The organism is Mesorhizobium sp. PL10 (assembly GCF_053714315.1).
The window spans coordinates 41,527-55,936 of the sequence record NZ_JBSKBR010000001.1; the positions used below are offsets into that span (position 1 = coordinate 41,527).

General features: G+C 63.7%; 16 protein-coding genes. 13 read left to right on the forward strand and 3 right to left on the reverse strand.

What is annotated here, in order from left to right; translation table 11 throughout:
* Nucleotides 1-57: 57 nt before the first annotated feature.
* From ACWGTO_RS00175 to ACWGTO_RS00225, 11 genes are all read left to right on the forward strand, one after another.
* Nucleotides 58-585, forward strand: coding sequence for a TRAP transporter small permease (locus tag ACWGTO_RS00175; RefSeq protein WP_454572874.1), 528 nt, complete (start codon nucleotides 58-60; stop codon nucleotides 583-585).
* A complete protein-coding gene (locus ACWGTO_RS00180; RefSeq protein WP_454572875.1) occupies nucleotides 585-1,865 on the forward strand; it encodes a TRAP transporter large permease in 1,281 nt (426 codons plus the stop codon). Before ACWGTO_RS00175 ends, ACWGTO_RS00180 begins: the two co-directional genes overlap by 1 nt.
* A gap of 12 nt (nucleotides 1,866-1,877) precedes the next feature.
* Nucleotides 1,878-2,651, forward strand: a complete 774-nt coding sequence (locus tag ACWGTO_RS00185; RefSeq protein WP_454572876.1) for a FadR/GntR family transcriptional regulator — start codon at nucleotides 1,878-1,880, stop codon at nucleotides 2,649-2,651.
* Between the two features lie 20 nt (nucleotides 2,652-2,671).
* Nucleotides 2,672-3,529, forward strand: a complete 858-nt coding sequence (gene kduI, locus ACWGTO_RS00190; RefSeq protein WP_454572877.1) for a 5-dehydro-4-deoxy-D-glucuronate isomerase — start codon at nucleotides 2,672-2,674, stop codon at nucleotides 3,527-3,529.
* A complete protein-coding gene (gene kduD / locus ACWGTO_RS00195; protein WP_454572878.1) occupies nucleotides 3,526-4,293 on the forward strand; it encodes a 2-dehydro-3-deoxy-D-gluconate 5-dehydrogenase KduD in 768 nt (255 codons plus the stop codon). Before kduI ends, kduD begins: the two co-directional genes overlap by 4 nt.
* A 10-nt stretch (nucleotides 4,294-4,303) precedes the next feature.
* On the forward strand, nucleotides 4,304-4,642 hold the full coding sequence (locus ACWGTO_RS00200; protein WP_454572879.1) for a cupin domain-containing protein: 339 nt from the start codon (nucleotides 4,304-4,306) through the stop codon (nucleotides 4,640-4,642).
* Nucleotides 4,643-4,982: 340 nt separating this feature from the next.
* Complete coding sequence (recQ, locus tag ACWGTO_RS00205) at nucleotides 4,983-6,818, forward strand: DNA helicase RecQ (protein WP_454572880.1); 1,836 nt, start codon at nucleotides 4,983-4,985, stop codon at nucleotides 6,816-6,818.
* Nucleotides 6,819-6,998: 180 nt separating this feature from the next.
* Nucleotides 6,999-8,045, forward strand: a complete 1,047-nt coding sequence (locus ACWGTO_RS00210) for an alpha/beta fold hydrolase (protein WP_454572881.1) — start codon at nucleotides 6,999-7,001, stop codon at nucleotides 8,043-8,045.
* Between the two features lie 287 nt (nucleotides 8,046-8,332).
* On the forward strand, nucleotides 8,333-8,971 hold the full coding sequence (locus ACWGTO_RS00215; RefSeq protein ID WP_454572882.1) for a glycoside hydrolase family 25 protein: 639 nt from the start codon (nucleotides 8,333-8,335) through the stop codon (nucleotides 8,969-8,971).
* 53 nt (nucleotides 8,972-9,024) lie between these two features.
* Nucleotides 9,025-9,822, forward strand: coding sequence for a hypothetical protein (locus ACWGTO_RS00220; protein WP_454572883.1), 798 nt, complete (start codon nucleotides 9,025-9,027; stop codon nucleotides 9,820-9,822).
* 25 nt (nucleotides 9,823-9,847) lie between these two features.
* Nucleotides 9,848-10,543 (forward strand): SH3 domain-containing protein, encoded by a 696-nt coding sequence (locus tag ACWGTO_RS00225; RefSeq protein WP_454572884.1) that lies wholly within the window; start codon nucleotides 9,848-9,850, stop codon nucleotides 10,541-10,543.
* Between the two features lie 19 nt (nucleotides 10,544-10,562).
* Here the strand turns inward: ACWGTO_RS00225 and ACWGTO_RS00230 are convergent, their stop codons facing one another.
* Nucleotides 10,563-11,504 (reverse strand): AraC family transcriptional regulator, encoded by a 942-nt coding sequence (locus ACWGTO_RS00230; protein WP_454572885.1) that lies wholly within the window; start codon nucleotides 11,502-11,504, stop codon nucleotides 10,563-10,565.
* A 127-nt stretch (nucleotides 11,505-11,631) separates the two neighbouring features.
* Here ACWGTO_RS00230 and ACWGTO_RS00235 point away from each other — a divergent pair, with 127 nt between their 5' ends.
* Nucleotides 11,632-12,525: an SDR family oxidoreductase gene (locus ACWGTO_RS00235; protein ID WP_454572886.1), complete on the forward strand. Its 894-nt coding sequence runs from the start codon at nucleotides 11,632-11,634 to the stop codon at nucleotides 12,523-12,525.
* Nucleotides 12,526-12,749: 224 nt separating this feature from the next.
* Here ACWGTO_RS00235 and ACWGTO_RS00240 read toward each other — a convergent pair whose 3' ends face one another.
* On the reverse strand, nucleotides 12,750-12,914 hold the full coding sequence (locus tag ACWGTO_RS00240) for a hypothetical protein (protein ID WP_454572887.1): 165 nt from the start codon (nucleotides 12,912-12,914) through the stop codon (nucleotides 12,750-12,752).
* 86 nt (nucleotides 12,915-13,000) lie between these two features.
* The gene (locus ACWGTO_RS00245) at nucleotides 13,001-13,288 is read right to left on the reverse strand and encodes an Atu4866 domain-containing protein (RefSeq protein ID WP_454572888.1); all 288 of its coding nucleotides are present in this window, start codon (nucleotides 13,286-13,288) and stop codon (nucleotides 13,001-13,003) included.
* Between the two features lie 112 nt (nucleotides 13,289-13,400).
* On the opposite strand from ACWGTO_RS00245, the gene ACWGTO_RS00250 reads away from it, so the two are divergent.
* On the forward strand, nucleotides 13,401-14,294 hold the full coding sequence (locus ACWGTO_RS00250; protein WP_454572889.1) for a LysR family transcriptional regulator: 894 nt from the start codon (nucleotides 13,401-13,403) through the stop codon (nucleotides 14,292-14,294).
* Nucleotides 14,295-14,410 lie beyond the last annotated feature (116 nt).

The following is a 14,410-nucleotide window of genomic DNA, read 5'->3' on the forward strand; positions in this document are numbered from 1 at the left end:
TTCGTCGCGAAGGTGGTGGCGCGATCATCCGCGCCACCACTCAGCGGAGGGGTCCACATGAAATCATTCTGGCTGGCAACGGAGCGGCTGCTGTCGCAACTGGCGAAGCTTGCGCTGTGGGTCAGCGGGGCGGGCCTGACGCTGATGACGATCATCATCTTCTGGCAGGTATTCTCACGCTATGTCCTGAACAACTCGCCGAGCTGGACCGAGTCCCTCTCGGTGCTGCTGATGGGATGGTTCATCTTCCTAGGCGCAGCGGTCGGCGTTCGTGAGCGCACGCATCTGGGTTTTGATGTGCTGCTCTATTTTCTGCCGCACTCGGGCAAGGCGGTGCTGCGCAGCATTTCGGACTTGGTCGTGCTCGCCTTTGGCTTTGGCATGATCGTCTACGGCGTTCAACTCGCCAGGCTGACCTGGAACACAATCATGCCGTCCCTCGATATGCCGGGCGGTGTCACCTTCCTGCCGGTCATCCTGGGCGGCGCGCTGGTCTGTCTGTTTTCCCTGGAGCGGCTGGCCGGGCGATTTGCCGGGCTGCCTGTCGATGCCGATCAATATGCTACGGGCGAAGAGGATCTGTAATGGCCCTGATGGTTCTGTTCGGCACGTTCGTCTTCCTGCTCATCATCGGCACGCCAATCGCATTCTGTCTTGGCGTGGCCAGCTTCGCCACCGTGCTGGTGCTCGGCCTGCCGCCGCTGGTGGTGTTCCAGCGCCTCAACTCAGGCGTTTCCGTCTTCTCGCTGATGGCCATTCCGTTCTTCATCTTCGCCGGTGACCTCATGGTGCGCGGCGGCATAGCCGCCAGGCTAGTGGCGCTGGCCGGATCGCTGGTCGGCCATCTGCGCGGCGGTCTCGGTCAGGTCAACATTGCGGCGTCAACCATGTTCGGCGGCATTTCCGGTTCAGCCGTGGCGGATGCTTCGGCGGTCGGCGGGCTGATGATCCCGCAGATGAAGGCGCGCGGCTACGGCGTCGACTATGCCGTCAACATCACATCGGTGGGCGCTATCATCGCTCTTCTGATCCCGCCGTCGCACAACATGATCATCTATTCGATCTCGGCCGGCGGCCGTATCTCGATCGCCGACCTGTTCACTGCGGGCGTCATCCCGGGGCTGCTGCTGGCGCTTTCGCTGATGGTCACGGCCTATTGGGTCGCCACCCGGCGCGGCTATCCCACCGAGCCTTTCGCTGGCTTCAGACGGGTCCTGCAACTGCTTGTCGCCGCCATTCCCGGCCTCCTGCTCATCGGCATCATTTTTGGCGGTGTCAGGTCGGGCATCTTCACCGCCACGGAAAGCTCATGCATCGCCATCGTCTACGCCTTCCTGGTGACGCTCATCATCTACCGCTCGATGAGTTGGGGCGACTTCGTCGCCGCAACCACGGCGGCGGTGCGTACGACGGCCATGGTGCTGATGATTATCGGCTGCGCAGCCGCCTTCGGCTGGCTGCTGGCCTATCTCAGGGTGCCCGCCGCGCTGGTTGCCTTCCTGCAGTCGGTATCCGACAACAAGCTGGTCATCCTGCTGCTGCTCAACATCATCCTGCTTATCCTCGGCACATTCATGGACATGTCGCCGCTGATCATCATCACCACCCCGATCTTCCTGCCGGTGGTGACAGCCTATGGCGTCGACCCCGTGCATTTCGGTGTCATCCTGATCCTCAATCTCGGCATCGGCCTGTGCACGCCACCGGTCGGGGCGGTGCTGTTCGTCAGCTGCGCCATTGGTCGGATCCCGATCTGGACGGCGATGCGCTCGATCTGGCCATTCTACGGCGCGGCCTTCACGGTGCTGATGCTTGTCACCTACATACCGGAAATCTCATTGTGGCTGCCGAGCCTGTTCCACTAGAAGGTTACCCACGTGGCCGAAACAATTGCTGATCTGAAGGTCGAGAGAAAGCCCAAACTGTCGGAGACCGTCGTCGCGGCGATCCGCAAGCAGCTCAGCGCGGGCGAGATCCTGCCCGGCCACAAATTGCCGACCGAGGGACAGTTGACCGAGACCTTCGGCGTTAGCCGAACCGTCATCCGCGAGGCGCTGGCCAAGCTTGCCGCCGACGGCCTGGTCGAGGCGCGCCAGGGCGCCGGCGTCTTCGTCACCGAACACATCTCGACCATGTTCGGGGCGCTCGCCGCCGACATGGGAGCCAAGGATTCCGTCGCGCTCAACGTGCTCGAAGTGCGCCTGGCGGTCGAGATCGAATCGGCAGGGCTCGCCGCCATCCGCCGCAACGCCGCGCAGGAGGCGGCGATCCAGGAAGCCTTCTTCGAGTTCGAACGGCTGCTGCTCAACAGCGAGCCGACCGGTCCGGCCGATCTCGCCTTCCACCGGGCAATCGCCAGCGCCACCAACAACCCGTTCTATGTCGAGATGCTGGATGTGCTGGGCCGCCGCGCCATTCCCTGCGACGTGACCTCGCCCTGGTCGACCGAACTGGTGCAGTCCGACAGCTATCAGCGCGGCCTGCAGCGCGAGCATCTGGTGATCCTGAAAGCGATCACGTCAGGCGACGCCGAAGCCGCGCGCGAGGCGATGCGCGCCCATCTTACCGCCAGCCAGCAGCGCTACCGCGAGCGACTGCACGCCCGCCAGGTCTTTTATGCCGACTCGGTCAAGGCGGCTGACACCGAATAGACAAAGCAGCTGGAGCAGTAATGAACGAAATTCATCCGCATACCGATTTCACCTCGCGTTTCGCCATCGACCCGGTCGCCGCGGCTGCCATGGGGACCGACGAACTGCGTCATCACTTCCACATTGACGACCTGTTCCAGCCGGGGCGCGTCAGCCTGACCTATACGCACTATGACCGCATGATCGTCGGCGGCGCCGTGCCGACGGCTGCACCGCTGCCGCTGGAAGCGATCAAGCCGACGGGTACCAGGGATTTCCTCGACCGCCGCGAGCTTATCATCGTCAACATCGGCGGCGCCGGCTCGGTGACGGCAAACGGCGAGAGCCACCCATTGCAGGCGCGTGACATGCTCTATCTCGGCATGGGCAGCAGCGATGTGTCCTTCGCGTCGGTCGACAAGGCCGCACCGGCCAAGTTCTATCTGCTGAGCGCGCCAGCGCATCACACCTATCCGAATCGGCTGATCCGCATCGGCGACGCCAAGCGTCTCGACCTCGGCAGCAAGGAGACCTGCAACGAGCGCTCGATCTTCCAGTTCATTCATGCCGACGGCGTCAAGACCTGCCAGCTGGTGGTCGGCATGACACAGCTGGCGCCGGGCTCGGTGTGGAACACCATTCCCTGCCACGTGCATGACCGTCGCATGGAAGCCTATCTCTATTTCGCTCTGCCGGAGACTGCGCGCGTCTTCCATTTCATGGGCGAGCCGGATGAAACCCGCCATCTCGTGATGGCCAATGAAGAGGCGGTGCTGTCGCCGGGCTGGTCGATCCATTCGGGCGCCGGCACCTCCAACTACGCTTTCATCTGGGCCATGGCCGGAGACAATGTCGACTACACCGATGTCGACCCGGTGCCGCTGGGTGAACTACGATGAGCGGCCCGTCCGCTTTCAGCCTGGCCGGCAAACGCATCCTGGTCACCGGCGCCAACACCGGCATCGGCCAGGGCATCGCGCTCTCCATCGCGCGCGCGGGTGGCACTGTCATCGGCGTCGGCCGCTCGGCGATGGATGACACGCAAAGACAAGTCGTCGAGGTGGGCGGGCAGTTCGAGGCCGTGCGCTGCGATCTCGCCGACCATGCTGCCGCGAAGACCATCCTCGACAAGGTCTGGGAAGTGACCGGACCGATCGACGGCCTGGTCAACAATGCCGGCATCATCCGGCGCGCCGATGCGGTCGATTTCTCCGAGGCCGACTGGGACGACGTCATCGACGTCAATCTGAAGACGCTGTTCTTTTTGAGCCAGGCTTTTGCCAAACGCGTGCTGGCAGACACCGGACGGCGCGGCAAGATCGTCAACATCGCCTCCGTGCTGAGTTTCCAGGGCGGCATCCGCGTCGCCTCCTACACAGCGTCGAAACATGGCGCTCTCGGCGTCACAAGGCTGCTCGCCTGCGAATGGGCGGCAAAGGGCATCAACGTCAATGCGATTGCGCCCGGCTATATCGAAACCAACAACACCGAGGCGCTGCGCGCCGATCCCGACCGCAGTGCCGCGATCCTGGCGCGCATCCCGGCCGGCCGCTGGGGCGGGCCGGAAGACATAGGCGACGCCGCCGTCTTCCTGCTGGCGCCGGCGTCCGACTACATGCATGGCGCGGTGGTTCCGGTCGACGGCGGCTGGCTGGCGCGATGAGGAGAGGACAATGACCGAGCCGAAGATTTTCGCCCATCCCGGCGAGAGCGCCTGGACGCCGACGCCGGACGGCAACAGGCGGCGCGTTCTCTTGCACACCGATGAACTGATGATAGTCGAATTCGGTTTCGACAAGGGCGGCGTCGGCGCGCTGCACTCGCACCCGCATGTCCAGGCCAGCTATGTCGCCGAAGGCCGCTTCGAGGTGACCATCGACGGCCGGACCGACATCATCGAGACCGGCGGCAGCTTCATCGTGCCGTCCAATCTGGTGCATGGCGTCAAAGCGCTGGAGGCCGGACGCCTGGTCGACAGTTTTACGCCGTACCGCGCCGATTTTCTGGCCTGAGCCTTTTCCGGTCTGTTCCGCAAACAGAAACCCGCGCCTCCTGGGAGGCGCGGGTTGTTGCCTGTGCGCTCGCGGCGCAGCGGTACTCGAAACATCGCCGCAGGGTTTGGATGGTGCCGTAACTTGGTGAAGATAGGTTTAACGCATCGTCCCGATGGCGGGCGGAGGCAACGTCGCCAAGGCGGAATGCGCTGCCTGGTATCCGCTCGCGCGGGGCAGGGCGCAAAATTGCCCGTCCGTATTCCTGGGATGAGAATTTCCATCGCGGCGATTGCCGTGGCATAGCTCGACGCTTATCGTCACGCCCGCGCCCTGTGGGGCGGTGATTCACAGAAATTGCATGATGCAGATATCGACAACGAGCGTGCACGATCCCAAACGGCGCGTCCTGAAGGACGTATTCGGCTTCGACGATTTTCGCCCGGGACAGGCCTCCGTGATGGAGGCGCTGCTCGCCGGCCGTCATGTGCTGGCCGTCATGCCGACGGGGGCGGGCAAGTCGCTCTGCTACCAGGTTCCGGCGCTGGTCAAGGGTGGGCTCACCATCGTCGTGTCGCCACTGGTGGCGCTGATGCAGGACCAGGTCGCGGCGCTGCGCCTTGCCGGCGTCGCCGCCGATACGATCAACTCCTCGATCGAGCGCGATGCCAATGTCGCGGCGTGGCGCCGTGTTGCGTCGGGCCAGACGCGCCTGCTCTATCTGGCGCCGGAGCGGCTGATGACCGAGCGCATGCTGGATGCGTTGGCCAGGCTCGATGTCAGCCTGATCGCCATCGACGAGGCACATTGCATTTCGCAATGGGGGCCGGCGTTCCGGCGCGAATATGAAGACCTGTCGCAGCTGCGCGGCATCTTTCCCGATGTGCCGATCATTGCGGTGACGGCTACGGCCGACGAGACGACACGGGCGGACATCGAGACACGACTGTTTGGCGGGCGTGTAGACACGCAGGTGCTCGGCTTCGACCGCCCGAACATCAAGCTTGCCATCGAGCCCAAGCAGGACAGCAAGCGGCAGTTGCTCAATTTCATCGAGCGCCATCAGGGGCGCAGCGGCATCGTCTATTGCCTGTCGCGCAAGAAGACCGAAGAGATGGCGGCCTTCCTCGAGAAGAACGGCGTCACCGCGCTCGCCTATCATGCCGGGATGAGCAAGGAAGCGCGTGACGCCAACCAGAACGCGTTCATGACGCTGTCGGGCGTCGTCATGGTGGCGACCATCGCCTTCGGCATGGGCATCGACAAGCCTGACGTTGCCTATGTCTTCCACACCGATTTGCCGGGCAGCCTGGAGGCCTACTACCAGGAGATCGGCCGCGCCGGCCGCGATGGCCGGGCGGCAGAGGCGCATATGCTGTACGGTCTTGGCGATATCCGCATGCGCCGCATGTTCATCGATGACGAGGACGCCGCGGTCGAGCACAAGCGCCGCTCGCATGGCCGGCTCGACACGCTGATCGGCTATTGCGAGACGGCCGAGTGCCGGCGCCAGGTGCTGCTCGGCTATTTCGGCGAAGAGGCGGCGCCTTGCGGCAATTGCGACAATTGCCTGGAGCAGGCGCCGCGCGCCGACGGCACCGTCGAGGCACGCATCATCCTGGCTGCGGTCGCGCAGAGCGGCGAGCGTTTTGGCGCCGGCCATGTCATCGACATCCTGCTTGGCCACGAGACCGAAAAGGTGGCGACCAGAGGTCATCACAGGCTGGCCTGTTTCGGCAGCGGCGCCGCGCACAAGAAGGATTTTTGGCTGTCGCTCATCCGCCAGCTTGTCGCAAACGGTTTCCTGGTGCCGGATCCGGGCGGTCATGGCGGCCTGGCCATCGCCGACAAAGGCCATGCGCTCGGCCGTGGCGAGGTTGCGTTCCAGTATCGCGTCGAGACGCGCACGCGGGCCGCACGCCGCGCGGCTCGTGCCGGCCAGATACCCCAGGGCGAAAATGTGGATGCCTCGCTGCTGGCCGCGCTCAAGACGCTGCGGCTGCGCCTGGCCAAGGAGCGCCAGGTGCCTGCCTATGTGGTGTTTTCCGACCGCACGCTGATCGATATGGCCGAGCGCCGCCCGCAAGACCTCGACGATTTCGCCGAAGTGAACGGCGTCGGTGCGGCCAAGCTGAAGGAGTTCGGCCGGGTCTTCCTCGCCGCGATTTCTGGGCACCAGTCGGAAGCGCAAGGTTAGACGCTTTCGCCGAAGTCAAGGTTTGTCGTATCCCGAATGTGTGCTGATCGGCTGGAAATGTATCTCAGTGTGTCCGGATGCCGCCTAGCTACATCCGCTTTCAATTTGGACGGATGGGGACACATGGGAGATACACCCGGGCCATCCTTTCCGGTTGGTACCAATCAGTAGGAGAAACCAATGGCCGACGAAATCAACCACGACCGCCGCCGCTTCTTCGGTACGGCCGCCCTGAACCTCGCTGCCGCCGGCCTGGTCGGCTCGGCTGGCGCGCTGGCCAGCACGGCAAAGGCGGCGACCCTGCCCACGGTCAAGCCAGGGACCAACACGTCCTTCGCGGCACTGAAGCAGGTCAAGGCCGGCGTTCTCGACATCGGCTATGCCGAGGCCGGTCCGGCCGATGGGCCGCCGGTCATTCTGCTGCATGGCTGGCCTTACGATATCTACGCCTTTGTCGATGTCGCGCCGCTCCTGGCATCGGCGGGCTACCGGGTGATCGTGCCCTATCTTCGCGGCTACGGCACGACGCGCTTCCTGTCCGCCGAGACGATGCGCAATGGCCAGCAATCGGTGGTCGCCCAGGACGTGATCGCGCTGATGGATGCACTCGGTATCCCCAAGGCGATCCTTGCCGGTTTCGACTGGGGCGCGCGCTGCGCCTGCATCGTCTCGGCGCTGTGGCCGGAACGCGCAAAGGCGCTGGTCTCGGTGAGCGGCTATCTCGTCGGCAACATCAAGACCGGCAAAGTGCCGCTGCCGCCAAGCGCTGAACATGACTGGTGGTACCAGTTCTATTTCGCCACCGAGCGTGGCGCGGCCGGTTACGACAAATACCGGCATGATTTCGCGAAGCTGATCTGGCAGACGGCGTCGCCGAAATGGAACTTTGACGACGTCACTTTCGATCGCAGCGCAGCGGCCTTCGACAATCTGGACCATGTGGCCATCGTCATTCACAACTACCGCTGGCGCGGCGGATTGGCGGCGGGCGATCCGCAGTATGACGATCTGGAAAACCGGCTTGCCGCTGGTCCGATCATAGATGTGCCGACCGTCACGCTCGAGGGCGACGCCAATGGCGCGCCGCATCTCGACCCGACGGCCTATCGCAACAAGTTTTCAGGCAAATATGCGCACCGGACGATCGAGGGTGGCATCGGCCACAATCTGCCGCAGGAAGCGCCGCAGGCTTTCGCCCAGGCGGTCATCGACGTCGACGGATATTGATCCTGGAAAATGAAGCGGGTGGCCATTGGCCGCCCGTTTGTACAAAGGACGCAAAGCCCGAAGCCGTCAACGACCGGATCGCCAGCTTCCTGCAAAGCTGTGTGAAGGGTTTCACAGAGGCGGCCTTAGATAGGGCTAATATGCCTGAATTCAGCGAAGCAAGAGAGTCAGGTTCTCTATTCCGCACCAGTGTTCGCTGAGCTTCGGGGAAGTTTCTTACAGCTTGCATCAAAACGAACGGGGCGCGCCCGCATTTTCGGCGCCCGCTTGGCTATGGGAGCAGGGGCATGCCGACGCGTGAAGGGATCGACGTTTCGCACTATCAGAACGAGGCCGGTGGCGGCGGCGCCGGCGCCATAAAATGGACGCGGGTCCGCAGCGCAGGGGCCAAGTTCGCGTTCATAAAAATATCCGACAAGACCGGCAAGGATGCATTCGCAGTCCGCAATGTCGCCGATGCCAAGGCGGCAGGACTGCTGGTGGGGGGCTATCACTTCCTGCGCAACACCGCGCCCGGCGCCGACCAGGCGCATGCCTTTCTCAGCACGGTGTCGTTCGGCAGTGGCGACCTCATTCCCTCGCTCGACATCGAACTCATTCCCTCGACGCCGGCGGCGCGGGCCGCCTATGTCCAGAAGGCGAAGGACTGGGTCGCCGCGGTGCGGCCCGCCCATGGTGGCCGCTGGCCGTTCATCTACACCCGCGCCAACATCTGGCAGGCGCTCGGCAACCCGAGCGGCTTTGGCAATTGTCCGCTCTGGCTTGCCCGCTACAGCTCGAGCCCGCCGCCGATACCGTCGGGCTTCACCAACTATGCGATCTGGCAATTCAGCGACTCGGGCAGCGTCGACGGGATCACCGGAAAGGTGGACGAGAACCACTTGGCGATGTCCTTCGCCGAGTTTCGCTCGCGCTACAGCCTGTAAGGGACGGCGATCCGGCGGGATCACTGGGGACGTAACTGTCGGGAGCCCTGGCTATGTTTCGTATCTTTGGTTTTGCGCTCGCTTTCGCTGCAACCGTCGGACCGGCTTTTGCCGAAGACGCCGCCGTTCCCAATGTCGGTCAATTGGGCACCGAGCTTGCCGCGCTCGCCGTGATCGTGCTGGTGGTGGAAAGCGCGCTCACCACCATCTTCCAGTGGCGGCTGTACCGGATGCTGTTCAACAATCGCGCCGTGAAGACCCTGGTGATGGTCGCGGTGGGACTGACCGTCGTGCTCGGCTTCCACTACGACATCTTCGCCCGGCTTGTCGCACTGGTCACGTCCGGCACTACGCCGGCCACCTGGAGTGGCAAGGTCTCGACCGGCCTGTCGGCGCTCATCATCGCCGGCGGCAGCGCGGGCGTGAACACCTTGCTGCAGCGGCTCGGCATACGCAGCCCCGTGCAGGCCGAACCCGAGCGGCCGGTGCTGAACAAGGATCAGGCATGGATCTCCATCCGGGTAACGCGGAACACGGCGGTCGGACCGGTGCAGATCGCCGTGCGCGAGCTGGCCGATGACGCCAAGGCGCCGGCGACGCCCGCCTTGGCCGGCACCCTCGTTGAACGGACTTTCTGGGAAACGGTGCGGGAGGCGTTCATGGCCGACGCGATGCGGTTCCCGAGCTATGGCGGTCGCACGGTCACATCGGGGAAAACCTATGAGATCCTCGCCGTGGGGATGCGGCTGGTGCCGGTCAACGGTGTCAGCCAGAAAGAGGATTTCTCCGTCCCCGTCTACACAGGCAGCTTTGCCTCGCAGGCCATCGTCGACTTCAGCGTCACCGTTTAACGCCACTCATTTTGGGGAGACAGCCATGACCACCGCCATGCAGGATGCGATGATCTGGATGAACAAGAATTTCGGTGCGGATATCGACGCTGCGGTCGCCGGCACGCCGATCACCAAGAATTTGCTGATCTCGATAGGCATCCAGGAAACCTTCTACATCTGGGCAAAGATGTACAAGACGGCAAAACCCGAAGAGGTGCTTGCCGTCTGCGTCGGCGATACGATCGATTTTCCCAAGCGTGCGTCCGCCTGGCCAAAAAACCGGGCGGACCTTGAAAGCCATGCCAGGGGCAAGGAAATGTTCAAGGTAGCCCGCGCCGCTCTGGTGCGCATCGCCGCGATCAATTCGGGCTACAAGACCGTCGTCAAGAACCCCGACAAATTCTGCCATGGCTTCGGCATGTTCCAGTACGACATCCAGTTCTTCGACGGGGACAAGGACTACTTTATCAATGAGAAGTGGGCGACCTGGAAAGGCACGCTCAGCCGCGGCATGTCGGAACTGACGGTGCAGACCAAGGCGCTCTATGGCGCGGGCAAGAAAAGCCTGACGCATGATGAAAGCGTCTATGTCGCCATCGCCTATAATCAAGGCGCGAAGAAAACCAAGAACAACATGGCCACCAGGAAATTCAAGCAGGGCTACAAGGACGATCAGGACGTCTTCTATGGCGAGCATATCGATAGCAACCTGAAGGCCACGAAGGGACTTTGGCCGTAGCCGCTCCCCCGCGATACCCTCAAGCGGCTTCGCGTTCGCCTTGCGCCGGCGAGTCCATCTCCAGGCGCCGGCCGTATTGCCGCGGCGAACAGCCCATGACGCGCTTGAACGCCGTGCTGAAGGCGCTTTCGGATTCATAGCCGAGCGACAGCGCAATGACCGACACCGGATCGCCGGAATGCATCAGCCTGTCGCCGGCAAGCATCATGCGCCAGCGCGTCAGATAATCCAGCGGTGACGCCCCGACCGTCTGCTTGAAACGCAGGGCGAAGGTCGACCGCGACATGCCGGCGCGCTCCGCCAGTCTCTGCAGCGTCCAGGCATGGGCCGGGTCTTCGTGCATGGCGCCGATCGCCGCGCCGATCTGCCTGTCGGTCAGCGCGAACAGCCAGCCGACGCTGTGCCGCGCTTCCATATGCAGGCGCAAGGCCTCGATCAGGATCATGTGGGCGAGATGCTCGACGATGAGAAAGCCGCCAGGTCGCCGCTGGCGCAATTCCTGCATCATCCGCTCCACCGGCCAGCGCAGTGCCGAATGGTCGCTCTCGGCGCGGATGTGAACGATGGGCGGCAGCATCCGCAACAGTATGCCGGCATGGTCGCCGGACAGCGCGAACCGGCTGCTGACCAGCAGGAAATCGCCGCCGCCATTGTGGGTGGTGATGCCTCCGGTGCGCGCCGGTGAGAAGATCGTGCTTGCATCGACCGTCGGCAGTGCGAGATCGCTGGCAAGACGGAAAGGCCGGCCGCGCGGCAAGAGGAAACAGTCCCCGACGTCCAGCCGCACCGCGTTGGCGACGCCCTCGACCGACAGCCAGCATCGACCTAACACCACGGCACCGCATTTGATGGCGGCCTGCTGGTCGGGGAACTGGATCGCCCAGTCGCCACCGGCTTCCAGCCCGGCCGAGAGGTAATTGCGCGGCTTCAGCAGCGACAGCACGTCTGACAGCGGATCCATGCGCGTTCTCGGACGATTGCGAAGATATCTCGGATTTTACAGCATAGATCGTATGATCTCAACCAATTATCTCCTTGAGCAACGGGCTGCGTGCGCGGCCTTCGATAAAAGCCAAGGAGAAACCATCATGCGTGTGTTCGTAACCGGCGCCACCGGTTTTGTCGGTTCGGCGATTGTCCGTGAGCTGCTTGATGCGGGTCACAAAGTGCTCGGTCTCGCGCGCTCGGAAGCGGGTGCGAAGTCGATCGTCGCCGCGGGGGCCGAGGCGCATCGCGGCGACATCGAGGATCTGGACAGCCTGCGCAGTGCCGCTGCGCAAGCGGACGGCGTCATCCATGCCGGCTTCAATCACGATTTTTCGAGATTCGCTGCCAGTTGCGCGGCGGACCAGCGCGCCATCGAGACGCTCGGCGCGGCGCTGGAAGGTTCCGAGCGGCCGCTGCTTGTCACCTCCGGGCTCGCCGGATTTGCGCAGGGAAGGCCAGCGACCGAAGACGACAAGCCCGCGCCTCCATCGGCCTCCATGCCGCGCGCTTCGGAAGTGACGGCCATGGCGCTCGCCGCGCGCGGGGTGCGCGCATCGACGGTGCGGCTGGCGCCGACCGTCCATGGCGACGGCGACCATGGCTTCGTGCCGATGCTGATTGCCATTGCGCGTGAAAAGGGCGTCTCGGCCTATATCGACGACGGCGTGAATCGTTGGGCGGCGGTGCACCGGGTCGACGCCGCCACGCTGTACAGGCTGGCACTGGAGAAGGGAGCCGGCGGCGCGAGCTATCATGCGGTTGCCGAACAGGGCGTGGCGACCAGGGACATCGCCGAGACAATCGGTCGCCGCCTCAACCTGCCGGTCGTTTCCAGGAGCCACGAGGAGGCGGCCGGGCATTTCGGTTTCCTCGGCCATTTCATAGGCAGGGATCTATTGGCTTCAAGCGAGCAGACCCAGGCTCAGTTGGGATGGCTGCCGACCGGGCCCGGGCTCATCGCCGATCTCGACCGTGCCCGCTATTTCGAGAGCTGAACGGGATCAGGGCCACGCGCGCATCATGGCATGGACGGACAGCCAGGCGATCAGCGGCAGGGCGAGGAGAAGGACCACCCGCAATCCCGCTGATCGTGCTCCGTTCATGTCGCCTCGCCGGAGCCGCAGCCAGGAGTGCACGGCCGCGGCAAGAACAAACACGGCGTAGAGGCCGCCCGCAGCCCAGACGAGTTGCTCTCCCGTCACCGGAACGCCTGTCCGGTTCAGTGCCTCGCCGATGGCGGCTCCCGGGCTCCCGGTATCGCGACGAAGAAGGTCCCCGCGATAGCGATCAGGAAGCCGATCATCCCCCCGGGGAAGGGTGTTGCCGACAACGCGACAACCACCGCCAGCAGGATGAGCAGGATGAAGAATGCGCGCTGCGACAACTGTCGGGAAACTCCACCCATTGACGACGGAATAACAGCAAAGGCTTAGAAATCCGTTCGCGCCACTCCGTCTGGTGCGCGGCTCGTCATTCGTCCCGGTACAGGATCATGCCGGCGTGGTGCAGCACCCCGTCGACGAAGTCTCCGTCGGCGGTAAAGCCGGTGTCGTCCCAATAGTCGATATGGTTGCTGGTCACGACATAGCGCCCAAGATAGGCGCGCTCGCGTTTCCCCCTTGCCTCGATATAGCGGCCGTCGGCCAGGAGTTCGTGGCGGATATTGCGGTCGGCAGTGACCCACATGCCAACGTAAGGATGCGTCTGGCTGGTGCCGCTGGAGGCACCGGCGATGAGAACAACTTTGTCGAGGGACATGGCGACTTCCTTTGATGTTCGGACTGCGAGGTGGTTGCCAAAGGAGATAGCGCAGAGGCATTGTTGCGATAAGACGCCCAGTTCGATGCACCGTGGAAAGCTAAGCTAACCAATGTCGCCCGATATCAATGCCCTGGTGGTCTTTGCGCTTGTCGCCGAGGAGCGGAATTTTCGCGCCGCGGCCGACAGGCTGGGCGTCAGCCGCTCGGCCGTCAGCCAGACGATCCGGAAGTTGGAGGAGAGCCTCGGCATCGCCCTGATGCAACGCACCACGCGTAGCGTCAGCCTCACCGAGGCGGGCGAGCGGCTGCATGCGGAAGTTGGACCGGCCATTGCCGACATGCGCGCCGCCCTCGACGCGACGCAGGCGCTGCGCGACCGGCCGCGCGGGCAGTTGCGGCTGGCCGTATCCTCGATTGCCGAACGCTTCCTGTCGGGACCGTTTCTCGCGGCCTTTGTCGAAGCCAATCCCGAGATCCAGCTCGATGTTACGGTGACCGATGAAGAATTCGACATCGTGGTCGAAGGCTACGATGCCGGGGTTCGGCTGGGCGAGGTCATCGCACAGGACATGATCGCCGTGCCGGTTGCCGGCGACGAGCGGCAAATTGTCGTCTGCTCGCCCGCCTATCGCCACAGCTTCGGCGTGCCTTCGCATCCAGCGGACCTTGCCCGCCATCGCTGCATCGGCTGGCGTCCGGCGCCGACTGCCGCGCCCTATCGATGGGAATTCGCCGACAACGGCAAGGAATTCCGCGTCGATGTCGCGCCCGAGATCACCACCAACGACATGGCGTTGATGGTCAAGCTGGCTGTCGCCGGAGCCGGGATCAGCTTCGGCATGGAAGAGAGCTTTCGCCCGGCAATGGAACGCGGCGAACTGATACCGGTGCTCGAGAATTATTGCCCGCACTTTGCCGGCTTCTACCTCTATTACCCCAGCCGCAGGAATGTCGCGCCGAAGCTGCGCGCGCTGATCGATCATCTGAAGCGCTGGCAGCCATGATGCCTAAAATGGGCGTTGTGACCGTATCGGCGCTCAATAATGCGGCACCTGCGGATCAAACCGTCCGGATTCGTGCCCTGGGGATGGCCGGGAGGGAGATAGGCTCGCTGGGCGTG